The following is a 24,190-nucleotide window of genomic DNA, read 5'->3' on the forward strand; positions in this document are numbered from 1 at the left end:
AAGAGCGGGATGAAAAAGGCACGGTTATTCAGCCGGCGTTTTTTTCCCAAAGCATAGCGTCAAAACGGTGCATGGCCTCGAAGCCGACGCGCTCGTACAACCGGACGGCATTCTTGTTGCCCATGGTCACGGTCAGGGTCAACGACTTGAATCCATGACTTGCCAGGTGTGAGGCGCAGTGCTCCACCAGCATCGCTCCGATACCCAGCCCCTGGCATTCCTTACTGACGCATAGCTGCGTGATATGTCCTACGTCTTCGCGGACCCGCGAGCAGAGCAGCAGCCCGGTCAGATGGTTGGTGGCGGTATGCACCAGCACGCGCGATGCCGAGGCATCGAAGAAGCCGCATCCCGGGAAGCGGATGATGTTGTGCAGGAAGCGCAGCGAACCTGCGACCGACCGGTACTGGTCGTTGATGTGGCTGTCCAGGTGGTCCCGGTAGGCGTCCGCGATCAGGCGCGCGGCATTGTTGAAGTCATCCTCGCGCCACTGCCGCACATGGTATCCCTGGGGAGCAGGTGGCAGCGTATATTTCCTGGTGCGATTCAGGGCCAATCGCATGAACAGGCGCGTGTAAATCTGGAAGCCGCTGCGCTCAAAGACCTCCTTCTGCTCACCGGAAGGATGCAGGAGCAGTTGCGACTCGATCCGCTCCACTCCGGGAGAACCCTGCAGCAACTCGATCAGGCTTTCCAGCAGCCTCGATTCGATCTCGGCGGCGGAGGAGTCGGAATACTGCGATTTGACGGCAAACACGTCGCCGATTACGGCTTTGTGTTCTTCATAAACGCAGAAGACATAGCCCGAAACCCTTCCGTTCTCGATGGCGACGTAGCCAGGCAGCAGGCGCGAGTCAAGATATTGCAGCAGCAGGTCGGCGGAGGAGCGATAATCCCACTCCAGCCGTTCACTCCACAGGCGAGATTCGGCGTCCAACAACGGCCGGAGGCTTGCAGCAGAGAAGTGCCGCAGATCGAGTATCTCGAGTTGGAGAGCCGGTGTCACTACAGTCTCCTCGTGCGCGAAAGGTAAAGAGGGCCATCGTACCGCCAGACGGGGACGAGAGCAATGGCTGTTCTATGGCCAATATATGCTTCGCGGTCCACGGCAGATAGACAATCCGATATTACCGCAGCCGATAACGCTGCAACTGCTGGGTAATGCCCTAATTACCGCACTACTGCCGTGCTGCTACTGAATAGATGACGAGATCCTGCGCGGGATACGTAAAGAGTGGCTCGTAGTGCCGGCCTTCGAGAAAATGCTCGAGTTTGCCAACGTTCGATTGCCGCGTGACGAGGATATGTCCCTGAGCCGGAATGCCATCCCGATCGTAATTGGTGACCTCGTGGTCCTGGTAGAAGGACAGGCCGTATTCAAGATCGCGCCGTACCTCGTATACAGCGACCGTGCCGCCCGGCTGCATGATCTGAGTCAAAATCTTAGCCAGGGGACGCGCCGAGTAGGTGAGGTCGATCAGGGCGATGTTGCGCTTGGTGGCTGCCATCGCGGGAATGCCGAAGAAGGGTCCAAGGCCAAACAGGAAGACCAGCATCACCACCATGGGAACCATCGTGGCGATGCGTAAACGTTTGATTCCAAAACGGTACACGGTGATGAGGATGAGGACGGCGGATGCGAACCCCGTCATGCCCCCGGCGACGATGGCATTTAACGGCGGTACGGATTCGGGATGCTGCAGGTGCAGCGGCAGCAGTACGACGAACGCGATCAGCAGGCCGGTAAGCACGGCATGTGCGATCAGCAGCCACGGCTTGAGCCCCTTTTCCCGCATGCGGTTCAGGTAGTCGCCGGTGAGGATGGTCAGCGGTGGAATCGCGGGAAGAATATAGCCGGGAAGCTTCGATTCGGAGAAAGAGAAAAAGATGATCGGGACCAGCGCCCAGAGGACCAGGAATTCCGGAAAGGCATCCCCTGCGCGGAAGTTGCCCATGTAGTGGTACTTGGCGCGCCGGGCCTTCCACTCTGCGATAGACTGTCGTACCGCATCGGCGAAGGCCGCGATGGCAATGACGGCCCAGGGCGTCATCGACAGAATCACGATCGGAATGTAGAACCAGAAGGCCTGCTCATGCTGGAAGCGATTGGAAGCAAAGCGCTCCAGGTTATGTTCGAGGAAGAAGACACGCAGGAAGTTGGGGTTTCGTTTTTGGACGGCGATGAACCAGGGCAGGACCATCGCCAGGTAAAGAATCACCCCAGGCCACCAGATGCTTCGCCGCAGTATCGACCATTCCCTGCGAAGCGCCGCAAAGGCCAGGATGATCACGATGGCCAGAAATGGGGCGACCGGTCCCTTGGCCAGGGTGGCGGCTCCGACGAAAAAATAAAGGTCGAAGAGCCAGAATTTGCTGTCCGTCTCGTACCACGCGTACCAGCCCAGCATGCCAATGCAGAGGGGCGCGGCAAGCTGCATATCTGTTGAAGCGCCGCGCGCGAAGCTGAGAATGCCGGCGCAGGAGGCGGTAATCAGGGCGGCGTCCAGTTGTCCGCCGCGGCGGAAGCGCCGGATATGCAGGTAGATGAGCGTAACCAGGATGAACGCGAAGCTGGCCGAAGGAAGGCGCGCCGACCAGTCGTGGATGCCGAACTCGCGGAAGGAGAACATGGCCCGCCAGTAGTAAAGAGCAGGCTTCTCCAGCCAGGGTTTGCCCCAGAGGATTGGAGTGACGTAGTCGTGGCGGGTGAGCATCTCCCGCGCCACCTGCGCATATCGCGGCTCATCGGCGCCGACGAGTCCGATTCCGGCGCCGCCGAAGATCGGAACGAGCCCATAGAACAGGAAGAAAGACGTCAGAATGAGGAGCGTGGCGGCTTCCAACACGGTTGCGGGAGCGGGTATGCGCGAGCGCAGCCCCGAGGGGCCGGAAAGCAACGTTTTCAGTCGGGAAGAAATGCCCACAGTCTTCAAGGAGTTCCGGGTTAAGGCTAACAGATTGAAGGTCAAAGCCGCGATAACGACGACCGTGGATTCAGCCGATTGCCGCCCTGTTATCCAGGGTGACTCCGCAGACCAGCCGCAGATGGTCCAGAATGCGTGCAGTGGTGTCGGGAATCGGACCGTCGAGGGTGCATCCGCTGGCGTGCTGGTGGCCGCCGCCGCCGAAACTCTCGGCCACGTTGGCGACGTTGAGGGTGCCTTTGCTGCGCAGAGAGAGCCGCACGCGCCCGTCTTCGAGCTCTCGCATGAAGACGGCTACCTCTATTCCGGCGATGCCGATAGCGTAATTCACCAGCCCCTCGCAGTCTTCTTCCTGTGAGCCGGTGCGCAGCATGTCGTCATAAGTGATCCACATCCAGGCGATTCCGCCTTCGCGGTGCAGGTTCGAAAGCGCCGCGCCCAGCAGCATCATTTTTGCCGCGGGATTGGTGAAATATGTCCGGCGGGCGATCAGAGCCGGGTCTGCTCCCTGGCGCACCAGGTCGCTGGCCAGCTCGAAGGTATGGGCATCGGTTCCGGAGTAGCAGAAGGCGCCGGTATCCGTCAGGACTGCCGTGTAGAGGCACGTTGCCATTTCCGGTGTGACCTGCACGCCAGAGATAGCAGCGAGGTCGTAGACCATCTCCGCGACGGCGCAGGCTTCGGTCTCGATCCAGTTCACATCGGCGAAGTTCTTGCCGCTCAGGTGATGGTCGATGTTGATGAGGAAGCGGCCTTCGAGACCGGCGAGCCGGCTGCGCTCGATGCTGTCGCATTCGAGCAGGATGACGGCATCGTATTCCCCCTCGAGGATCGGAGTTTGCCGGATCGAGTCCGCGCAGGGCAGCTCCTTGTAAATGCGCGGAACCCTGTCGAACGAGACCAGGTCGAAGTCCTTGCCCATCTGTTCGAGAATCATGCCGCAGGCCAGCATCGAGCCGATGGCATCGCCATCCGGACGCGCGTGCGCCGTCACCGCGAAACGCTGGCCGCGTTCGATGGCGTGGAGCACTGCGTGGATGTCGTTGCGCTGCTGCATGGGTGAGTTAGCTGGGGTTCTCCGGTGCCTTTTTGGTGCGCTTGCGGCTGAGCAACTCGTCGATGCGGGCGGTCAGCTTCTCCGACCGGTCGATGAGGAAGGTCAGGTCGGGCACGTGGCGCACGCCCATGCGTTCAAGCAGCTCGTGGCGGATGTGGCCGCGCGCGGCCATCAGGCCATCGAGCGTGCTGGCTTCTTCTTCCTTGCCGCCTTCGACGGCAACATAAACCATGGCGGATTTTCCGCCCGGGTTCAGGACAACCTGGGTGACATACGCAGAGCGGATGCGAGGGTCGGACAACTCTCCCTCGATCATGGCTCCTACTTCTTCACGGAGGGTCTCAGCAACCCTGTCGCGGTGATATTGACGTGCCCTTTGCTCCGGCATCTCTCGTTCCTTGGTTAAACGATTGAGAATACCAGATGGTTGCGCGGGATCAAAATGGGAAGAATCGCTAGTCGTTCCGAAGCGAATTGTTTCCTCTCAGTATTGCTCCTGAACCTGAGGCGATATACTGAGTTCACCTGAGAGTCGAAGGAAATGGCAATGAGCGAACAAGAGTTGAAAAAGTCGGTTGAAGCCATGCACAGCCTTCGTGAAGAGGTAACTGCCTCCAAAGAGAAAGCCCTCGCATTTCTGGTTAAAGCCGGTTTCGCCACAAACACCGGAGAGTTGACCGCCCCATATCGGCAAGGTGCATAGCCTCTCTACATCCTTCATACTTGGATACCACGGTTGTGATCGGGACACAGCTGAGCTTTTGCTCGCCAATGAGCCTTTCGAGCCGAGTGCAAACTCTTATGATTGGCTTGGTTCCGGCATCTACTTCTGGGAGTCGAATCCTGATAGGGCGATGGAGTGGGCGCAGGTACGTTCCGCGCGGATTCTAGAAATTGAAGGCCGCACGGTCCAGCCCTCTGTGATCGGGGCTGTTATCGACCCCGGCTTTTGCCTTGATCTAATCAGTTCCAACGGCATCCGGGTGGTCGAGCAGGCTTATGCCGACTTCACTTCAGTGATGGCTGTGTCAGGCGTTCCGATGCCGGAAAATCTCGGAGGACACGACCTCCTTCTTCGCAATCTCGATTGCGCCGTCATCAACTACCTTCATGTCGCGCGGAAGGAAGCCGGAGAACGAAGTTTTGACACGGTTCGCGGTGTTTTCACCGAAGGAGAACGTGTTTACCCAAACTCGGGATTTCACCACAAGACGCATACTCAAATTTGCGTCCGCAATCCCGAAAAGATTCACGGCGTCTTCCATGTCCACGAGCGATATTTTTCTCAGGCCTGATGTCGAGTCTGCTAGGCGCCCCGCAGTTCGCTTCTGAGATGTGGGGTGGGATTTCCCTCAGCGGCTGAAGCCGTGCCCTGACACAAAGCTCGTCACTTAACATGCGCGGATGCCCCATCCAAGCTCTGCTTGGGTGGGATGTGCGACCTTTCCAGCTTCGTATTCAGCTTTTGACATTAGGTGAAGCATTTTGTGCCTGTGTCGAGTGTGTTCGTTCCCACCCAAGCAAAGCTTGGATGGGGCACCCAGCGGTTCCGGTGGATGGAGTCTCCAGCTTGGTAGCGCGGGGCTTTAGCCCCGCGAATAGATTCATGAGAGGTGAGCGGCTTCGGCCGCTGAGGAGGCTCGCGTCACGTGCGATACCTCAGGGGCTGAAGCCCTTTTTCCTGACGCTCAATGATGTCAGGGCTAAAGCCCTGACCTGCCTGATTTGCACGGGTGCCCCATCCAAGCTCTGCTTGGGTGGGATGTGTGATGTTTCCCGGCCTCGTCTTCAGTTTTTGACATTAGGTGAAGCATTTTGTGTCTGTGTTGAGTGTGTCCCTTCCCACCCAAGCGGAGCTTGGATGGGGCATCCATTTTGGGTGGCGCTTCAGACTTCCTCAACGAAATCCCACCAGCAATCGGCGATCTGGGCTCCGAGATCGTTCGTGATGCGCGTGGCGGCGTCTTCTACCTGCCGCATTAGTCCTGACAGATAGTCCCGGGAAAGAGAAATGGCAGCAACGCCTATCGTGGCGTTCTGCCATGTGAGTGCTTCGTCCATTTCTGCAATGGAGATGTTGAAGCCGTGCGCGAGCTTTTCCTTGAGGCTGCGGACCACCTGGCGGCGGTCCTTCAGCGACTGCGCATGCTCGATGCGCAGCTCAATCGTCATGCAGGCGACAGCCATGCCGGTTCGTTAGAAGGGGATATCGTCGTCGGTGATCTCGGTCGAGTTGACGAGATCGTCGCCGTATCCGCCGCCGCTTGCCGGGCGCTGGTCGTATGAGGACGACGAGCTGCCACGGTTCTGGCTGTAGCCGCCGCCGTCTCCGCCTTCGCTGCGGCCCGAGAGCAGGACCAGCTCGTTCACGAGAATTTCCGTGCGGTACTTCTTCTCGCCGGAGGTCTTGTCGTCCCAGGAGCGGGTCTGGATCTTGCCTTCGATGTAGATCTTCGAGCCCTTCTTCACGTAGTCGCGGATGATCTCGGCGGTGCGCTGGAAGGCGACGAGGTTATGCCATTCGGTCTTGTCGACGTAGTTGCCGGTCTGGTCCTTGGCGCGGTCGGTGGTCGCGAGCGAAAAGCTGGCGACGGTCATGCCGCCGGCGGTGGCGCGAAATTCGGGATCCTTGCCTACGTTGCCGAGAAGGGTGACTTTATTGACGGTCTTTGCCATAACTGCGGTGCTCCGTTGTTTGTTCTGAGAAGGATAACAGGGTGATTTGTCTGCGCCAGATTACTGGCGTTTTCTGAGGTTCCGGTTGCGCAGCCACTTTGCGAAGCCGAGCAGGAAGAGCAGCAGGCCGAAAGGCAGGCAGTTGAGCGCAACGATCATCGCAAGCCAGCCCGAATTGGTATGCGGTCCCTGACGTCCGATGCCGCCGAACAGGAACTGTGCGGCAGCAGCCGCAAGCACGCCGGCAAAGAGGGTCCATCCGCCGCTGCGCAGCAGCTGGCGAGTGCCGTAATCGTCGGCCGCACTTTCGCGCCGCGCCGCCAGGTGCAGCTCCCGCCGGGTGGATTCCGGGTCGCTCTCCGGTTTTTGCTTCATAACCGTCGGCATTTTCCTACCTACCGCCAGATGGCGAGCATGGCGTAAACCACAACGCCGGTGACTGAAACATAGAGCCAGATCGGAAACGTGAAGCGGGCGATCTTCTTATGCTGCGGAAAACGTCCGGTCAGCGAGAAAAAGAAAGTCGTCAGCACCATGGGCAATGCAACCACAGACAGCAGAATGTGGCTGATCAGAATGAAAAAATAGATCGGCCGCACGATCCCATGTCCCGGAAAGTGCGTGTCTCCATGAATGGCGTGATTGACGATGTAGCTGACCAGGAACAGAGACGAGAAGACGAAAGCCGAGATCATCGAAGCGCGGTGCGCTGCGATGTTCTTGCTCCGGATGAACGAGAACCCGATGACCAGGCAGATGGAGCAGAGCGCATTCAGCACGGCGTCGAGCGCGGGCAGAAAGTTGAAACGGTTGGCGAACGCAGGAGAAGCGTGATGCACGTACAACAGCCAAAGCAGAAAAGCCGTAGCGGCCGCGCTGATGCCGACGATGGTGGTGATGGCCTTGTTGCTCGATTCGGCGGTCTGCATCTCTTATCTTCCTTTGGCGTTCAACATCAGGGCGGTCAGCAGCAGGGGCAGATAGATCACGCTGACCTTCAGCAGGTCGCGGGCGTACATCCGGGATTCGGAAGGAACCTTCGTGATGCGTGAGAAGCGAATCGTGTAAGCGAGATAGACAAGCCCGAGGATCAGCGCCGCGGCTCCATAGAAATATCCCGCAATATGCAGATAAACCGGCAACAGGCTTGCCGGGATCATCAGTACGGCATAAGTCAGTGCTTCGAGCACGGTCGACCAGCCATCAGGCTGCACGACAGGCAGCATCTTGATGCCGGCGCGTCCGTAATCCTCGCGATAGAGCCATGAAATGGCCATGAAGTGCGGAAACTGCCAGATGAAGAGAATGGCGAAGAGGGCAACGGCGGGCCACTCGATGCGTCCCCGGGCGGCTGTCCAGCCGAGAAGCGGCGGCATAGCGCCGGGAAAGGCCCCGATAAAAGTCGCGAGGCTGGTGTAGCGTTTCAGCGGTGTATAAACCGCGACGTAGGTGAAGGCAGTGATGAGCGTCAGCAGGCCGGTAATCAGATTGGTTTCGCGGGCGAGAACGATAGAGCCGAGCGCGATGGCTCCAAGTCCGGCGAGAATGCCGTGGGCGAGACCGATGCGTCCGGAAGCCACGGGGCGCCAGGCGGTGCGCAGCATCTTGGCATCGAGCTTGCGCTCGATGCATTCATTCAGGGCGGCGGATCCGGCGGAGACAAGACCTATACCGATCAGGGCCTCGACCAGTCCCGGCTGTACGCTGCTGATGCCGGATTGCATAGACCCGAGATAAAAGCCGGCCCAGGCGGTCAGCATGACCATGAGGGTGACGCGGTCTTTGAAGAGTTCCCTGTAGTCGGCGATGCGGGATGCCGTCTCCCCTGCACGCAGATGTTTGGGCACGTGCGCCGTCGCTTTGGCAGACGGAGTCTCGGCCGGCGGTTTTACTTCCGCCTCTGCTGTCAGTGGAGCGGGGTTCACCTTTTAATGATAGCAATCCACGGGCGTGTGATGCGGAAATGGCCTCGATGATGTGGATGAGGGGCCCGGGCCGCCAAGGAGATTTCCGGTGTTAAGCCTCAGGAGCTGAAGCCCTGACCTACCGGTCTTTCCAGGCTGAGAGCAGCCGTGGAGCCTTGCCGATGGTTTCGAATCCGTCGGAGCGGTTGGAAAAGTAACGGGCATTGATCTCGGCGGTGCCGAGATCTTCGATCCTGTTGAAGGCCGAAAGCTCGTGGGCCATCTCTTCCGGCGTGAAGAATTGCCGGAAGGGTTCTCCGGAGAGCTGCACGCGGGATGCGATGGAGTCGTGTGCAAGCTGTTCATGGAAGGGCAGTACCGAGCGGGGCTGGGCGTAGTCGAGGGTGACGCCGCTTCCGGCCGGGCGTTCCGCGATGAAGCCCAGTGTCGCCCGGAAGGCTTCAGGGGTGAGGTATGGCACGACCCCGAGCCACGCGAAGCAGGCAGGCCGATTGGGATCGAATCCAGAGTGCTGCAGTTCGACCGTCAGCGATTGCCGCTCAAAGTCGACCGGGACATGATGGGTTGAAGCTGGTACAGGAATGTTGTTGCGCGTCAGCAGTTCCTGCTTCCACGCCTGGGTGGCTGGATGGTCCACTTCGAAGACCTGCAATCCGGGGTAGGGATTGCGATAGCCGAAGGTGTCGAGTCCGGCTCCGAGGAGAACATATTGCCGAACCCCGCTTTCGACGGCGCTCCTGAGATTTTCTTCAGCGTAGCGGCTGCGAGCGACGAGGAAAGCACGCAGTCCCGTGGAATAGGGGCGGTCAGAGCGTCTCGGCGTTCTTTCCAGCTCGGCGGCGTAGGCGGATCCCAAAATGGGAACCGCCATCGGATCTTCGAAGACAACTGGTGTGTCGAAGAGTTGGTGCGCGGCGCGACGCAGTGCCACACGGAGCGCCGTGCGGGATGGCTGAGCCTCGTGCATCAGGAGTGGATATTTCCGAACGACTCCGGCGAGGCGATGATCGGCTCAGGCTGAACGGCGTACTCGTTAAGCAGCACGGCGACGAGCACGGCGGTTGGCACGGCGACCATGGCGCCCACGATCCCGGCGAGCGCGGCTCCGAAGAGCAGGGCTACGATGACGGCTAAGCCAGCCAGGTCGACGCTGGTGCGCATGATCTTCGGGGTAAGGTAGGAGGTTTCCACCTGGGCGTAGATGGCGTAAAAGATGAGCACGCCGGCGACTCGTCCCCAGGAATCGATGGCGGCAACCAGAACGACGAGGCTCATGGAGATGAGAGCGCCGGCGATGGGGATGATGTTGAAGACGCCCATGAGAACTCCAAGGGCATAGGCGTAACGAACATGCAGGAAGAGGAAGACGATGGTGCTGCTGACTCCCAGGATCAGCATGAGGAGGCCCTGTCCCAGCAGCCATTTGCCCATGCGTACTTCCGCCTGGGCCAGTGTGCAGTCAAGGCGTTTGCGCTGGTTCACCGGGAAGAAGGACAGCAGCCAGTGATAGGCGGTCTCCCCTTCCAGCATGAAATAGACGGTGAGAATGACCCCGGTAATGATGTCGAAAAGTTTGCTGGCCCAGTCGCGAATAGAGAGCAGCAGATAACTGGCGAAGTTGGAGGCGAAATCCTGCAGCTTCGCGTTTAGAGAGCTTACGTCGACCCGCTGGCTGAAGGGCAGCTTGCGGATACGCGAAAGCAGCTGGGGGCCTCGTGTGGGCAATTCAAGGGCGAACTCATGAAGATCCCGAACGACTGGAGGCAGCGCAAAGAGGAAGAATAGGGTAGCACCCAGGGCAACGGCCATGAGCAGCAGGAAGACAGCCATCCCGCGGCCCGGCTGCCACTTGCCGATGCGCAGCTTCATGATGCCTTGCGTGATCGGCATGAGCACCACGGCAAAGAGTGCGCTTACATACAGGAGGACGAGCACATCGCGAACATGCCAGGCGGTGTAGAGCACAAGGGCCAGGGCGAATGCGAATGTAATGTTTCCGCGGGAGGAGCGGACATGCGGAGCCTTCTGCTCGCGGGTGTGACAATTTGCGGGGCTATCACCGGCGTCGTTCATCGGTGGGTCAGGTCCTTGTTTTGAGATGAGATGGCTGACTGCTCTCCGACGGTCTGGAAAATCGTTTCGGCTACGGCATCCGGCTCCAGCCCCATCGTTGTAATGGTCAGATGCGCTTTACGGTAATGCGGCATACGATTTGCGAAGCGCAGTGCCAGCCTTTCGCGATCGGCAAGGACTGGACGCTCGGCCGCGCCGGGCTGCTTCAGGCAGCGATCGATCATGATCTCAAGCGGGGCATCGAGAAAGACGATGCAGGTGTCCGGCATTTCCTCGAGGATGCGGCGCGTGGCCTCGTTCTCGATCGCGCCGCCACCCAGCGCCAGTACGATGGCGTCTTCATCTCTTGTTGACCGGATGGCTTCGGCTTCAGCCAGGCGAAAGGAGGCCTCGCCCTGAGCGGCAAAGATGCCGGCGATGGTCATGCCGGTCTGCTCTTCAATCAGCGTGTCGGAATCGAGAAAGCGCCAGCCCATACGGGCAGCCAGAAGGGAGCCAACGGTCGACTTGCCGGCTCCCATGAAGCCGGTCAATACAATACGTCGCACCGCGGCGGGGATCCCTGTCGTGCTCCCATTCATGAATACAGATTATATGGACCGCCGCAGCAGCGATGTCAGCGCTGTCCGCTGCTCACCTGCGGCGAACTGTCGGCCGGTTCACGATCGATAGCCGTCTGGATGTTGTTCCATACAGCGGGGCTTGGGTCGTGGATCGGAAGCAACAGCTTTGCCTGCTGGGCAATGTATTCAAGGTCGCGTACCAGGGCAGCACACTGCTCGCAGGTTTTTAGATGATCTTCCGCGCTCAGGTCCTGGTGCGTTTCGAAGAGCTCGGGCAGTCGTTCTTGGAATTCCGAACAGGTCATCGTGTCTTTCTGTGTCTGATTATCGGTCATGCGTGAGACTCCTTCCGTTGACCGGTGCGGAGGAGATCGCGCAGCTTCATGCGGGCCTTGTGGAGCTGCGATTTACTGTTGCCGATGGAGCACGAGAGCATGTCGGCAATTTCGTTGTGTTCGTAACCTTCGATATCGTGCAGCACAAAAACCAGGCGGTAGCCGGGGGGCAGGTTTTCGACGGCACGCTCGAGCGTAACGCGATCGATGGAGCCGGAAAGCTGGAGGTCGCGGGCGCCGATATCCTTGCGTGGGCCGTCATCCTGGCTGGGTTCGAGCGCTTCTTCGAGCGAAACCTGTGGCAGACCCTTCTTGCGCAGGTGCATCAGCACCACGTTGACCGACAGGCGATGGAGCCAGGTCGAGAAAGCGGAATCTCCGCGAAAGGTTCCGATCTTGCGGTAAAGCTGCAGGAAGGCTTCCTGCGTGAGGTCTTCTGCGGCGGCAACGTTGCCGAGCATGCGCAGGCAAAGCGAGTAAACGCGACGCTTATGCAGGGAGTAGAGGGTCTCAAACGCGGCGGCGTCGCCGGCCTGCGCTGCGGCAATGGCCTCTGCTTCACCGGCAATCGGAGGATTGCGGCGCAAATGCTGGTGTGTCGATTTGACAGGGGTAGGCCCTGCGCTCATGAGCATGTCCTTTGATTCATTTATAACTCCATTGACGGGGGACTGGAGCGCGGAAGGTATTCTCTGGGTCGCTGTCATAGCTGGATGGGTTTTCAACTGGAACTGCGAATTTAGAATCGCCGCGGTTCCAGATGGTTGCCAGCCCGCTTACCCGGCCTACGACCCGATGAAGCGGGCATACAAAGTGCGCGCAACGGAAATATCCGTCGTACCCTGGATGACCGCGCGTCCATCTGCGAAAACGGTCATCGTGTATCCCTCGCGGTCGAAGCGCAGCAGCATGGAATTGAACCTTACCTGGCCGTGAGGTTTGAGGCGCGCCTGAAGTTCCGCAAGGTCAACAGGGCGGTTATGTTCATGAATCTGAACGGAGTTACGCCCACAGAGCGTGATATGCGGCCGTCCCTCGCCGCGCAGATGGCGGAAGTCGCGCCGGCCGCAGACTTCGCAGTCGGCACGCGGATGACCGGCTTTGATCTGCGACCAGTCATTCGTCCAGAGATCGCAGGAGAGGAGGGTGCGGCGCAGCTTTGCCGGCGGCCCCACCAGAAACTTCAGGGTCTCCGTAACGGCGAGCGATGCGGCGAAATTGACGGCGGAGTTCAGAATGCCGGCGGTGTCGCAGGTCTCCACGGTGCCCGAGGGAGGCTCGGGAAAAATGCAGGCGAGGCATGCCGTGTCGCCGGGCAGGATGTTCATGGAGACGGCGTAGCTGCCGATGGCCGCCGAATAGATCCACGGCTTGCCCTGCTCGACTGCATAATCGTTCAGCAGATAGCGGGTCTCGAAATTATCGGTAGCGTCGAGCAGGATGTCGGCCCCTGCCAGCAACTGATGGATGTTTGCAGGGTTCAAGTCTGCAATATGTGCCTGTACCTCGACTTCACTGTTGAACAGCGCAATCTTCCGCCGGGCTGCTTCGGCCTTGGGCAGCGATTCGCGAGCATCGGCTTCGTCGAAGAGCACCTGGCGTTGCAGGTTGCTTTCCTCCACGAAGTCCCGGTCGATCAGGATCAGTCGCCCTACGCCGGCCCGGGCAAGCAGGCTGGCTGCCGCGGCGCCGGTGGCTCCGCAGCCGATCAGTGCGACCGTCGCTCCAGCGATCCGTGGCTGGCCGGCAGCTCCGATACCTGGAAAGAGAATCTGGCGGGAGTAGCGCTCAGGGAACCCGGAGGGGGCGGAAGTTTTGTCAGAAGCAAGCATCGGTCTTGATTAGTATAAAAGTCGAGTTGAGGGTGCAGGGCCGCGATCTCTACTGGAGACAGCATCTTAGAGAGCAGCTTTCCGCGTAAGGCGAGGTTTGATTGTTTTTGTCGCGAATCAAGGGCCAGAGTCACCGCCGCCAACTGTCCCTGACGGCCGGTTTGATTTTGATGCTCGGGTCCGGAGCGCATCCCGTCTTGCGGAGCCAGCAGACAGGTGTGCCAGGTAGTCCAGCAGAACAGCCATCGAGCGAGGCGGCGCCGGCGTCGACCGTGCACGCCAGCGCCACCGATAGCCTGCGTGCATGGGCGGGCCTGAAGATCGAGTCCGTTCAGTTTGCAGGTGTCGACGGCATCCGCCTGTCTCCGCTGCCAGCGCAGTTGCCATTACAGGTTGGGAAGCCCCTGCGTGCCGAGGATGTGCGCGAGAGCCTGCGCCGCCTGTATGCGACAGGCCTGTACCAGGGGATCGAAGTGCAGGGCATTCGCCATGGAGACCAGGTCTCGCTCATCTTCAGCGGAAAGCAGACACTTTTTCTAGGCAAGATCACCGTGGGAGGTGTGAAGAACGACCGCCTGACCACGCAGCTGCAACGTGCGACGCGACTGAGCCCTGGTACGCAGTACAACGAGGGAAAGCTGGAACAGGCCGACGACCTCCTGCAACAGACTCTTCAGGAAAACGGCTATTACCAGGGGAAGGTTTCGCGGACGACGACGCTGGATGGCGCGGACGAACAGGTAGATGTGCAGTACCGCGTCGATACAGGCAAGCAGGTACGTGTCGGCAGCGTAAAGGTACAGGGCGATTCAGGACTGACGAACGAGCAGTTTCGCAGGAAGGGCAAGCTGAAGGTGAACGGTAAGGTGAACCGAGACACTGTCAGCCGCGCAATCTCCGGCCTGCGAAAAAACTACCAGAAGCAGCAGCGCCTCGAGGCGAATGTCGGGCTGGAGTCGAAGGATTTTCAGGATGCCACGAATCGCCTGAATTACAGCTTCAACGCGGTACAGGGTCCGACCGTAAAGATCGTCGTGAATGGCGTGAAGCTGAGCGACGGCAAGATCAGGAATCTTGTGCCCGTCTACCAGGAAGGCACGGTCGACGAGGATCTTCTGAACGAAGGAGACCGGCGCATTCGCGATTATTACCAGCGCGATGGATATTTCGACGTGAAGGTTTCGCATCAGCGAACGGCTTCACCGACGAACACGTTGATCGAATATGCGGTCCAGCTCGGAGATCGTCACCGCGTGCTGTCGATTCACATCAAGGGCAACAAGTATTTCAGCACGGATGTGATTCAGCCTCGTCTGAGCGTGACAAAATCGAACCTGTTTCTGCGCTACGGAGCTTACAGCCAGGCTTTGACCCAGGCGGACATCAACGCCATTACGAATCTTTACCAGAGCAACGGTTTCAGCAATGTAAAGGTGACATCCGAGGTGAAGGCTGTTGCCTCCAACAGGAAAAACGAGGCCGATGCGCTCACTGTGACCTACCAGGTCGACGAGGGCCAGCAGCAGAAGATCGGAACCTACAACGTAGCGGGCGAAAACCAGATTCCGATGGACCAGCTAAGTCCATTGCTGAATCTTGAAGGCGGCCAGCCTTATTCAGCTTCGAGCATTATTGGGGATCGGGATGCGATCCTCGAGTACTACCTGAAGAAGGGTTTCAGTCACGCCGAGGTCAATATCGATCAGCAGACGGATAAGGCTGATCCGAGCCACATCAATGTCACCTTCCGTATCAAGGAAGGCGAGCAGATCTTCGTAAACCGGATTCTTGTTTCGGGCCTTCACTACACCAGGCCCGGCACCATTGCTCCGCACGTGTTGATCCATCCAGGCCAGCCGCTTGACCAGTCCGCGCTGCTCGAGACGCAGCGGCAGATGTACGACCTGACGCTGTTTAACGAAGTCAATGCTGCGGTGCAAAATCCCGCAGGCAACGAGCAGCGGAAGAACGTACTGCTGCAGTTTACGGAAGCGAAGCGCTGGGATGTGGATTACGGTTTTGGCTTCCAGGCACAGACGGGCAATCCTTCGACCAACTGCCCAAACCCCGCCAGCCTGATCCAGTTAGGCATTAACCCCGGCAGCTACGAGGCGAATTGCAGCCCGAATGGCAAGACCGGCGCGAGCCCCCTGGTGCTCTTCGACGTTTCGCGTCTCAACCTGATGGGCCGCAACCAGTCCATTACGCTTCGCACAGAATACGGAACGCTCGAGCAGTTGGTGAGCCTGATTTACTCGAGCCCGCACATCTTCAACAATCCGAAGTTCGATTTCTCGATGAGCGGCGGCTACACGAATGCGCAGGATGTGACGACATACGCCGCATCGAGACTGGAAGGCACGGTTCGCCTGACGCATCGGCCAACGTTGCCGACGACGTTGATTTACCAGTTCACATATCGCCGGGTGAAGGTCGATCCGAATAGCGTGCAGGTTGCTCCGAACGAGATTCCCCTGGTGTCGGAGCCGGTGCGCGTAGGCGGTCCGGGTGTCACATGGATTCGCGATACGAGGCGCCCCACAGCGCTCGATGCGAAGTCGGGCACTTATAACTCGGTGGAAGAATTCGTGACGGATAAGGTGTTCGCGTCGGAAGCGAATTTCAATCGCATGGACATGACGAACTCCAGCTACTACACCGTGAACAAGAAAGGCCTTGTGCTGGCGCGGAGCACGCGCTTTGGCTTTGAGCGCGCCTTCGGCGATCCAGCGGATGAATATATCCCCCTGCCGGAAAGGCTTTATGCTGGTGGCGCACAGTCGTTGCGCGGGTTCTCGATTAATTCGGCAGGCCCGCGCGATTCGCTCACCGGCTTTCCAATCGGCGGTGCGGGGGTATTTGCAAACAGCACGGAACTGCGCTTTCCGAATCCGCGTTTGCCTTACTTAGGCGATGCTCTTGGCTTTGTTCTGTTTCACGATATGGGCAATGTCTTCGACAAGTCGTCCGATATCTGGCCGAGCATTATCCGCATCAAGCAGCCGCACAGCTATACCTGCAAGGATCTGAGCGCGGCCGACCAGCAAGTGGCCGTCCGCTCTTCGAGTACGAACGAAACCGGAACCTGCAACTTCAACGATTTTTCCCATGCCATTGGCCTTGGGCTTCGCTACCACACGCCGATTGGGCCGATCCGTCTTGACTTCAGCTATAACCTGAATCCGCCGATCTACCCGGTTATCGTCACCTATGGCACGCTGTCGAATGGCCAGGCAATTCCGCCATACGTGGGGCAGGCGGGACACTTCAACTTCTTCTTCAGCATCGGGCAGGCTTACTGATGCGGCGGCTGCTGGCGAACGCGATCTGCGGACTGGTCCTTGTGGCTGGTGGCCGATGCTGTGCGCAGGCCGATACGCAGGGGAAGCCGGTGGTACTCGATCACGTTATCGGCGTTATCAACGGAGATGTTCTGCTGCAGAGCGACGTGGATGAAGAACAGCGTTTTGCGGCGCTTGAGCCGTTCTCGACGCAGGGCCGCAACAATACACCGGAACGCGCCGGCAGAAGACTGGCGAATCGCACACTGATCCTGCAGCAGATGAAGGAGCAGCAGCTCAATACGAGCGTCAGCGACGAAGAAGTACAGAAGTCCCTGGCTGAGCTGCGTCAGCATCTGCCAACCTGCAGGCGCTACCAGTGCTCGACCGATTCAGGGTGGAAGAATTTTCTCGCTGCGAATGGACTTACCGAATCTGAGGTGGATGCGCACTGGAAGCAGCGGTTGGAGATTTTGAAATTTATCGACATTCGCTTCCGTACCGGCATTCGCATCACGAAAGAAGAGATCGACACCTACTACCAGAAGTCAATTCTGCCGGTGTATGCGAAGCAGAATGAAAAGCCACCGGCAGAGAGTCTGCTGGCTCCGCGGATCCAGGAGATTTTGTTGCAGCAGCATGTAAATGTCCTGCTGCAGGACTGGCTGAAGAGCCTTCGCGATGAAGGCAGCGTTCAGATACTCGATCCCGCGTATGGGCAGAGCTCAGGCAACAACAGTGATGAGGACAATTGATGGCCGACGATCCAAAGCTGCCTGAGACCAACGCGCCCTCATCGAAGGAGCAGGGCGCGGCGACGCCGCCTGCGAGCTCCGGGCTTCGTGTTCTCGGACGCATGCTGCTCGCGCTCGTCGTGCTGGTCGCGATTGTCTTCGCGGCGGCAGTCTGGTACGCGAGCACGCCGGAGTTTGAAGGCCGCGTGCGCCAGAGGCTGGTTTCCACACTTGAGAACGCCACCGGCGGCAGGGTTGAGCTGGGCGCGCTGCACTGGCGGGTGCTGCATCTCGAAGTGGAAGCCGACGATCTCACCATTCATGGGCTGGAAGCTCCAGGCGAGATGCCGTACGCACACGTAGACCGGCTGTACGTGCGCGCGAAGATCATCACTTTCCTGCGAACCAAGATAGGCCTCAACTATCTTGAGGCGGATGCGCCGCAGGTGCACCTGATCGTTTATCCGGATGGCTCGACCAACCAGCCGCATCCGAAGGTGAAGTCAACCTCAAATAAACACGTGATGGATACGATCTTCGATCTCGACGTAGACGAGGCCGAAATTCGTAACGGGTTGGCGGTGGTGAACCAGCGGTCGATGCCGTTGAATCTTTCTGCCAATAATCTTGGCGTTGTCGTCAAATACGTTCCGGCTTCAGTTGCGCAGGCGACTACCGATCGTTATGACGCTACGATCCACATTGAAGATCTGGCCGCACAGCACGCGCGCAATCAGGCCGTGCACTCCATTCTTGATGCGCAGGCTTCGCTCAAGCGGAGCAGCCTTGCGTTGAGCTCGCTGCACCTGCAGACCGGCAAGGATGCACTGGATGCGAGCGGAACGCTGGCAAACTTCTCCCAGCCGCAGTGGAGCGGCAACCTGAAGGGAACCGCCGATGTGCGCACGGTACAGGCTATCGCCCAGCTGCCGGGACTTGAGCGGGGTCTGGTGAACCTGCAGCTTGCGGCGCATGGCTCAGGCTCAGGCTTTGATGTTGACGGCCAGGCGGATGTTCGTGAAGGTGCTTACGGAATCGGTTCTGTTCATGTGGTTGGAGCTGTCGCGAGAACGAAGATTCACTTCACGCAGGATGATCTCGAGCTTCCCGATCTTTATGCGAAGCTGCCAAGTGGCGGAACGGTAGCCGGCTCAGTGAGCATCGTGAACTGGCACGCGCCTTCGGTCCCGGCCAGGGAGGTGCTCACAGCGAAGCGCGCAGGTGCCGTGTCGCAAGGCAACCTGCTGAAAGCATCGATCCGCGCCGATGTGCGTGGCATGTCTCTGGCTTCGGTGATGGAAGTCGTTTCGCCGCCGGGCTACCGCGATCTCGGTTTCAATACCGTGGCAAACGGCAAAGCGTCGGTCGATTGGGTGGGGAATGCTGAGAATCTGGTTGCCGATGCGAAGGTCGTGCTCACTCCGTCGTCGCGCGCTCCGCAAAACATGGTGCCGATGAATGGTGTGGTAGATGCGGCTTATCACAATGCCGATGGCAGCGTTCATATCCGCAGCCTGGCTGTTCAAACGCCGGGAATGCATCTGAATGTGAACGGTGCGCTTGGCGTTTATCCGATCGAGCGCGCGTCGCAGATGAACGTCGATTTGAAAACGTCGAATCTCGGCGAATTCGATCGCACGCTGACAACGCTTGGCTTCGCGGCCAATGGTAAGAAGGGAGTCAATGCGATTCCCATTGCCCTGCACGGGCAGGCAGAGTTCCAGGGTACGGTCACGCGCGGCATTCTTACGCCGGACGTAAAAGGCCATGTGCAGGCCACTAACCTCGACCTGGTCTACACGCAGTCTCCCCAGGCGCCTGCGGCAGCGGCGAATGTTGAGACGGTAAGCAACATCGTTACCGCGCCCTCAACCAAAACGGTACATCTCGATTCGATCGATGCGCAGGCGGAGTATGCTCCTGACCTGGTCGCGGTTGACCAGGCATTGCTGGTGCAGGGTGGCACGCAACTTCATCTTTCCGGATCCTTGCATGCGCACGAGCTCGCAAGGCACCGCACCGCTTTCGATGATGAGTCAGAGATACAGTTGAATGCGTCCTTGCAGAAGGCCTCTGTCGCCGACCTTCTCACCATGGCGGGACAGAGCTTTCCCGTGACCGGCACGGTCGATCTCAACGCGCAGGTGAACGGCCAGTTGAACAACCTGTCCGGCGGAGGTCATCTTGCGGTACAGAGCGGCACGCTCGAGGGAGAACCTTACCGCAGCCTGAATACCGACCTGCATTTCGCGGGTCGCGAGATCGACCTCGAACACCTGCTCTTTTTGCAGGACGGCGGTAAGGTCACCGGCAGCGGAGGTTACAACATGCAGAGCGAAGCCTACCACCTGAACGTGCAGGGCAGCGGCTTCGACCTGGGGCACATTCAGCGGTTGAAGAGCGAGAAATATCCGCTGGCAGGTGCATTGAATTTCGAGGCGCAGGGCAGCGGCACCATTAAAGATCCTTCGCTACAGGCAAAGCTTCACCTTACCGGCCTGAACCTGGCAAATGCGGCAACGGGGTCGGTCGAAGCAGATGCACATACCCAGGGACATGCGCTGCTGATGGACGTGAAGGCGCAGATGACGAATGTGTCCTTCGAGATGAAAGGACAGACCCAGCTTACGGATGATTTCCAGACGAAGGCGCAGCTTACGCTCACCAGCCTCGACGTCGATCCCATCCTCGAGACGTTCAACGTTCGCGGAGTGAAAGCGCACTCATCGATCTCCGGCAAGGTCGATATCAGCGGCCCGCTGAAGACTCCGCGCAAGCTGAGTGGCGATGCAACAGTGCAGCAGCTCTCGCTTTCGCTCGGCGGAATCCCGCTGAAGAGCGATGGAAATATCCACGCCACTTTGATTGCCGGCGAATTGCATCTAGACCCGATGCGCATCGTCGGTGACGACACGAACATTCGCGCGCAGGGCTCGGCGGTTCTCTTTGGCGGCGAGCATGATCTGGACGGGCACGCGGACGGGTCTATCAACATGAAGCTGGCACAGACCGTCGATACGGACATCACTTCATCCGGCCATGTGGATTTCAATGTGGATGCCAGCGGAACTTTCCAGAAGCCCGGCCTGCAAGGGCAGGTCAAGTTCACCAACGTGAACATGGCTCTCGAGGATTTCCCGAACGGTCTAAGCCAGATGAACGGCACGCTGGCTTTCGACCAGGACCGGCTCGACGTGAAGGATCTGACTGCGGTAAGCGGTGGTGGCCAGTTGAAGCTGGGCGGTTTTGTCGCCTATCAGCAGGGCCTGTATGGCGATCTGACGGCGACTGCGAAGGATGTTCGCATCCGCTATCCGCAGGGCGTCAGCTCCATGGCAGATGCTAAGCTGCGGCTACAGGGCACGCAGAACTCGATGCTGCTGAGCGGCAACGTGACGGTGACGCGTTTCGCTATCAACAGCGATCTGGATTTCGCATCGTTCAACTCCACGAGCGGAAGCGTCACGCTGCCGCCGGATCCGAATGCGCCTTCCAGCCACCTGCGTCTCGATATTCACGTGGTCTCGGCGCCGGAACTCGATTTTCAAAACTCCTATGCCAAGCTGGCCGGAGACATAAACCTGCGAGTGCGCGGAACGGTGGCGCAGCCTTCGGTGCTGGGACACATCACCGTCACCGAAGGCACGGCTACGTTTGCCGGAACAAAATACGAGCTGCAGCATGGCGATATCTACTTTGCCAACCCGGTGCGCATCGAGCCTACGATCGATCTGAGCGCGACTGCGCATGTCGAGGATTACGACATCACCATCGGGTTGAATGGCACCTCTGCCAAGTTGACGCCGACCTTCCGCTCGGAGCCTCCCTTGTCTGAGCAGGACATCTTCGCCCTGCTTGCCATGGGGCGCACGCAGGAAGAGCAGCAGATCTACTCGAACGAGCAGCAGGTCGCGGGAGTAAACAGTACGGCCGATACGCTGCTGGGCGGTGCACTGAATGCCACGGTCAGCAGCCGTATCCAGAAGCTCTTCGGCGGCGGCAGCGTAAAGATCGATCCGACGTTTGTGACCGGCACAGGCAATTCAACCGCCCGCATCACGGTCGAGCAGCAGATCTCAAAGAACGCGACCCTCACTTATGCAACGAACGTCAACTCCACGGCGCAGCAGCTGATCCAGGGACAGCTGAACATTACGCAGAACGTCTCACTGCTGGCTGTGCGCGATGAATCGGGCGTCTTCAGCCTCGTCTTCAAGATTCGCCGTCGATATCGATAGGATTCCCGCGAAATTTGCTTTAAGATGCATCCCGCGGAGAGTTTTCGGGTTCAATGATGCAGGGATGGATCCGCTTTTAGCAGCGCTTCGCGGAAGAGGCGTCCGGAGTCCAAAGCTTGGTCAACCAGGAGGGAAGAAAGTGAGCACTACAAATCACAAGTTAACCCCGGTTCTGATGGCGGTTCTCATGTTAGGCGGAACCTCTGCTGTTTCCGCGCATTCTGCCGCGTTTGCACAGGGCTCGAATGACGATAACAGCCTTAAGGCCGAAGTCGTGAACAAGGCCCTCAACAAGTCGCAGTTCAAGGATGTTCAGGTCACCGTCGCCAGCGGCGTTGCAAAGCTCACGGGCACCGTCGATGTCTTCGACGCAAAGGTTGAGGCATATAAGCGCGTCCATCGCATCAAGGGCATCAAGGCCATCGATGACGAGATCCAGGTTGCCGGGCCGGAAGTCTCCGATGCAGAGCTGCAGAACAAGCTGATCAAGGCGATTGAATACGACCGCGTTGGTTATGGAACCACGCCATTCAACGCCATCGCCGTACAGGTGCAGAATGGTGTCGTCACGCTTGGCGGTCACGCCTATGGCCCGGTGGACGCCGACTCGGCGGTCTCGGTCGCGGCGAATATGAAGGGCGTAAAGGATGTCGTCAACGAGATCCAGGTCGATCCGGTTTCTCCCATGGACGATCGGGTCCGCTTCGCGGTCTTCCGTTCCGTCTACGGTTTCCCGTCGCTGAACAAGTACGCGATCGATCCGGGCAAGCCGATCCGCATCTCTGTGCAGAACGGCAATGTCACCCTTTACGGAGCGGTGGATTCGCAGGCGGACAAGGATGCGGCCGGAATCCGTGCGAACAGCGTTCCTGGCGTCTTCAAGGTCACGAACGATCTCCAGGTCGCTGGCAGCGGGTCGCAGCAGAAGTAGCAGCACAGGATGTCCCAAGAGGCTCCCGCCACGGCGGGAGCCTTTTTCCGTGCGGCATTCGATAAACTGGATTCATGGCTTTCTTTCGCAATGTTGGTGTGACCCTCGAGATGATCAAGTGGGAGCACTCCGTTTTCGCACTGCCTTTTGCTTTGACGGGTGCCATGCTGGCCGCCCACGGCCTGCCCAGCCTGGTGCAGATCCTTTGGATCATCGTCTGCATGGTGAGCGCGCGCTCGGCTGCGATGGCCTTTAACCGCTGGGCCGATGCCTCGCTCGATGCGGAGAATCCGCGCACCGCAATGCGGGCGATTCCCGCTGGGCACCTTTCGCGTGGATTCGTCGGCGGCTTCACAGTCCTGATGGCTGCGCTCTTTATCTTTGCGGCGAGCCGGTTGAACCACCTCACCCTGTTGCTTTCACCGGTAGCGCTTGCCGTGGTGCTTGCCTACTCCTATGCGAAGCGGTTTACTCGCTGGTCGCACCTTGTCCTGGGCGTTGCATTGGGAATTGCGCCTGCCGCTGCATGGATCGCGGTGCGTGGATCGCTTGACCCTCGCATTGTGATTCTTACTGCCGCGGTGATGTTCTGGGTGGCCGGCTTCGACCTGCTTTATGCCTGCCAGGACGCGGGGCACGATCGCCAGGCGGGTCTGTTCAGCGTGCCTGCGACCTATGGAGTAGTTGCTGCTTTCTGGATTGCGCGCATCTTCCACCTGGTGATGATTGGGCTGCTGATTCTGCTGGCGCGCGAGTTTCACCTCGGTGTGGCCGCGATGATCGGCATCGGTGCTGTCGTAGCGCTGCTGGCCTATGAGCACTCGATCGTATCGCCTCGCAATCTGAGCAGGCTGAATGCTGCTTTCTTCACGATGAACGGAGTCATCTCGGTGGTCTTCTTCCTGTTTGTCGCGGCAGACCTGCTTATGCGCCGCTAGGTTTTTCGGCATAAAAAAGCCCGCGAAGATCGCGGGCTTTTTTTAGCTTTCCGCAAATCAGGCCGGGCGGCGATCACGGTGCTCGTCAATCTTGTCATTGACGGCGCGCTTCATGTCTTGCACCTTTTCGACAACCTTGTCGCGTGCATCCGCTGCGCGGGATTCGTGCTCGGAGCGAACTGCTTCCTTGTTGTCGTGAGCTGCATCTTTCGCATTGCCCCAGGTTTCCTTCGCAGCGCCTTTGACCTGTTCGGCCACGCCGCGATTTGCCATCTGATCGTTGCCGACAGCTTCGCCTACCTTCTGCTTGATCTTGCCGGTCACCTGATCGATTTTGCCTGTTACCTGTTCGTTATTCATGATGAGCTACTCCTTGATTGAGGAACGCCTTTGGCTCGTGCCTCTGGCAATGTCGTGCGGGGTTAAGGTTTCAGAGGGCGGATCGCCGTCCACTGATCAACTGAATGAGGAGCACCACAAGCGCGATTACCAGCAGGATGTGGATATACGCTCCAATCGCATGGAAACTCACGAGGCCGACCAGCCACAACACCAGCAGAATTACAAAAATTGTCCAAAGCATCGTCTTTGCTCGCTTTCGTTCTGTGTTTAACTTCTACGGTGTGATATGGTGCGCGGCGTGGCCTTTGGGTTGCCGTACAATCGAAAATTCGAGGGTCCAG

At 58.8% G+C, this 24,190-nt stretch carries 24 protein-coding genes; 7 read left to right on the top strand and 17 right to left on the bottom strand.

The genetic code is table 11. The features are described from left to right. Positions 1–28: 28 nt before the first annotated feature. From LJD29_RS11880 to rbfA, 4 genes are all read right to left on the bottom strand, one after another. Positions 29–1,006, bottom strand: coding sequence for a GNAT family N-acetyltransferase (locus LJD29_RS11880; protein ID WP_446741750.1), 978 nt, complete (start codon positions 1,004–1,006; stop codon positions 29–31). 172 nt (positions 1,007–1,178) lie between these two features. Next, positions 1,179–2,924 carry an ArnT family glycosyltransferase gene (locus tag LJD29_RS11885; protein WP_446741751.1) on the bottom strand — a complete coding sequence of 582 codons (1,746 nt, stop codon included), beginning with the start codon at positions 2,922–2,924 and terminating at the stop codon, positions 1,179–1,181. Positions 2,925–2,994: 70 nt separating this feature from the next. Continuing rightward, the gene (locus LJD29_RS11890; protein WP_446741752.1) at positions 2,995–3,981 is read right to left on the bottom strand and encodes a DHH family phosphoesterase; all 987 of its coding nucleotides are present in this window, start codon (positions 3,979–3,981) and stop codon (positions 2,995–2,997) included. 7 nt (positions 3,982–3,988) lie between these two features. Then, the gene (gene rbfA / locus LJD29_RS11895) at positions 3,989–4,369 is read right to left on the bottom strand and encodes a 30S ribosome-binding factor RbfA (protein ID WP_446741753.1); all 381 of its coding nucleotides are present in this window, start codon (positions 4,367–4,369) and stop codon (positions 3,989–3,991) included. Positions 4,370–4,528: 159 nt separating this feature from the next. Here rbfA and LJD29_RS11900 point away from each other — a divergent pair, with 159 nt between their 5' ends. Both LJD29_RS11900 and LJD29_RS11905 read left to right on the top strand, forming a co-directional pair. Beyond that, complete coding sequence (locus tag LJD29_RS11900; RefSeq protein WP_446741754.1) at positions 4,529–4,684, top strand: hypothetical protein; 156 nt, start codon at positions 4,529–4,531, stop codon at positions 4,682–4,684. A gap of 151 nt (positions 4,685–4,835) precedes the next feature. After that, positions 4,836–5,276 (top strand): hypothetical protein, encoded by a 441-nt coding sequence (locus LJD29_RS11905; RefSeq protein WP_446741755.1) that lies wholly within the window; start codon positions 4,836–4,838, stop codon positions 5,274–5,276. Between the two features lie 592 nt (positions 5,277–5,868). Here the strand turns inward: LJD29_RS11905 and LJD29_RS11910 are convergent. The 11 genes from LJD29_RS11910 to LJD29_RS11960 form a co-directional block, all read right to left on the bottom strand. Continuing rightward, a complete protein-coding gene (locus tag LJD29_RS11910; RefSeq protein ID WP_446741756.1) occupies positions 5,869–6,168 on the bottom strand; it encodes a DUF503 domain-containing protein in 300 nt (99 codons plus the stop codon). Between the two features lie 9 nt (positions 6,169–6,177). Beyond that, on the bottom strand, positions 6,178–6,657 hold the full coding sequence (locus LJD29_RS11915; RefSeq protein WP_446741757.1) for a single-stranded DNA-binding protein: 480 nt from the start codon (positions 6,655–6,657) through the stop codon (positions 6,178–6,180). A gap of 60 nt (positions 6,658–6,717) precedes the next feature. Then, positions 6,718–7,032, bottom strand: a complete 315-nt coding sequence (locus LJD29_RS11920) for a hypothetical protein (protein WP_446741758.1) — start codon at positions 7,030–7,032, stop codon at positions 6,718–6,720. A 20-nt stretch (positions 7,033–7,052) separates the two neighbouring features. Continuing rightward, entirely contained in the window at positions 7,053–7,586 is a 534-nt protein-coding gene (locus LJD29_RS11925) for a DUF420 domain-containing protein (RefSeq protein ID WP_446741759.1), read from the bottom strand. A gap of 3 nt (positions 7,587–7,589) precedes the next feature. Further along, a complete protein-coding gene (cyoE, locus tag LJD29_RS11930; protein ID WP_446741760.1) occupies positions 7,590–8,582 on the bottom strand; it encodes a heme o synthase in 993 nt (330 codons plus the stop codon). 118 nt (positions 8,583–8,700) lie between these two features. Next, positions 8,701–9,549, bottom strand: a complete 849-nt coding sequence (locus LJD29_RS11935; protein ID WP_446741761.1) for a class I SAM-dependent methyltransferase — start codon at positions 9,547–9,549, stop codon at positions 8,701–8,703. Then, the gene (locus LJD29_RS11940; protein ID WP_446741762.1) at positions 9,549–10,655 is read right to left on the bottom strand and encodes an AI-2E family transporter; all 1,107 of its coding nucleotides are present in this window, start codon (positions 10,653–10,655) and stop codon (positions 9,549–9,551) included. The genes LJD29_RS11935 and LJD29_RS11940 overlap by 1 nt, the downstream gene beginning before the upstream one ends. Next, positions 10,652–11,203, bottom strand: a complete 552-nt coding sequence (locus LJD29_RS11945) for a shikimate kinase (RefSeq protein WP_446741763.1) — start codon at positions 11,201–11,203, stop codon at positions 10,652–10,654. The genes LJD29_RS11940 and LJD29_RS11945 overlap by 4 nt, the downstream gene beginning before the upstream one ends. A gap of 68 nt (positions 11,204–11,271) precedes the next feature. Then, positions 11,272–11,553, bottom strand: a complete 282-nt coding sequence (locus tag LJD29_RS11950; RefSeq protein ID WP_446741764.1) for a hypothetical protein — start codon at positions 11,551–11,553, stop codon at positions 11,272–11,274. After that, entirely contained in the window at positions 11,550–12,182 is a 633-nt protein-coding gene (locus LJD29_RS11955; RefSeq protein WP_446741765.1) for an RNA polymerase sigma factor, read from the bottom strand. The genes LJD29_RS11950 and LJD29_RS11955 overlap by 4 nt, the downstream gene beginning before the upstream one ends. 156 nt (positions 12,183–12,338) lie before the next feature. After that, the gene (locus LJD29_RS11960; RefSeq protein WP_446741766.1) at positions 12,339–13,385 is read right to left on the bottom strand and encodes a ThiF family adenylyltransferase; all 1,047 of its coding nucleotides are present in this window, start codon (positions 13,383–13,385) and stop codon (positions 12,339–12,341) included. Positions 13,386–13,603: 218 nt separating this feature from the next. Between LJD29_RS11960 and LJD29_RS11965 the strand changes: the two genes are divergently transcribed. The 5 genes from LJD29_RS11965 to LJD29_RS11985 all read left to right on the top strand — a co-directional run bounded on the left by LJD29_RS11965 (position 13,604) and on the right by LJD29_RS11985 (position 23,507). Beyond that, complete coding sequence (locus tag LJD29_RS11965) at positions 13,604–16,687, top strand: BamA/OMP85 family outer membrane protein (RefSeq protein WP_446741767.1); 3,084 nt, start codon at positions 13,604–13,606, stop codon at positions 16,685–16,687. After that, positions 16,687–17,421, top strand: a complete 735-nt coding sequence (locus tag LJD29_RS11970) for a peptidylprolyl isomerase (RefSeq protein ID WP_446741768.1) — start codon at positions 16,687–16,689, stop codon at positions 17,419–17,421. The genes LJD29_RS11965 and LJD29_RS11970 overlap by 1 nt, the downstream gene beginning before the upstream one ends. Beyond that, complete coding sequence (locus LJD29_RS11975; protein WP_446741769.1) at positions 17,421–21,638, top strand: translocation/assembly module TamB domain-containing protein; 4,218 nt, start codon at positions 17,421–17,423, stop codon at positions 21,636–21,638. The genes LJD29_RS11970 and LJD29_RS11975 overlap by 1 nt, the downstream gene beginning before the upstream one ends. Before the next feature lie 139 nt (positions 21,639–21,777). Then, positions 21,778–22,569: a BON domain-containing protein gene (locus tag LJD29_RS11980; RefSeq protein ID WP_446741770.1), complete on the top strand. Its 792-nt coding sequence runs from the start codon at positions 21,778–21,780 to the stop codon at positions 22,567–22,569. Positions 22,570–22,643: 74 nt separating this feature from the next. Then, a complete protein-coding gene (locus tag LJD29_RS11985) occupies positions 22,644–23,507 on the top strand; it encodes a UbiA-like polyprenyltransferase (RefSeq protein WP_446741771.1) in 864 nt (287 codons plus the stop codon). 57 nt (positions 23,508–23,564) lie between these two features. Here the strand turns inward: LJD29_RS11985 and LJD29_RS11990 are convergent, their stop codons facing one another. After that, positions 23,565–23,867, bottom strand: a complete 303-nt coding sequence (locus LJD29_RS11990) for a CsbD family protein (protein WP_446741772.1) — start codon at positions 23,865–23,867, stop codon at positions 23,565–23,567. A 70-nt stretch (positions 23,868–23,937) separates the two neighbouring features. Further along, positions 23,938–24,090, bottom strand: coding sequence for a lmo0937 family membrane protein (locus tag LJD29_RS11995; RefSeq protein ID WP_446741773.1), 153 nt, complete (start codon positions 24,088–24,090; stop codon positions 23,938–23,940). Positions 24,091–24,190: the final 100 nt, after the last annotated feature.

Source organism: Silvibacterium acidisoli (assembly GCA_022870745.1).
Classification (GTDB): Bacteria; Acidobacteriota; Terriglobia; order Terriglobales; family Acidobacteriaceae; genus Silvibacterium.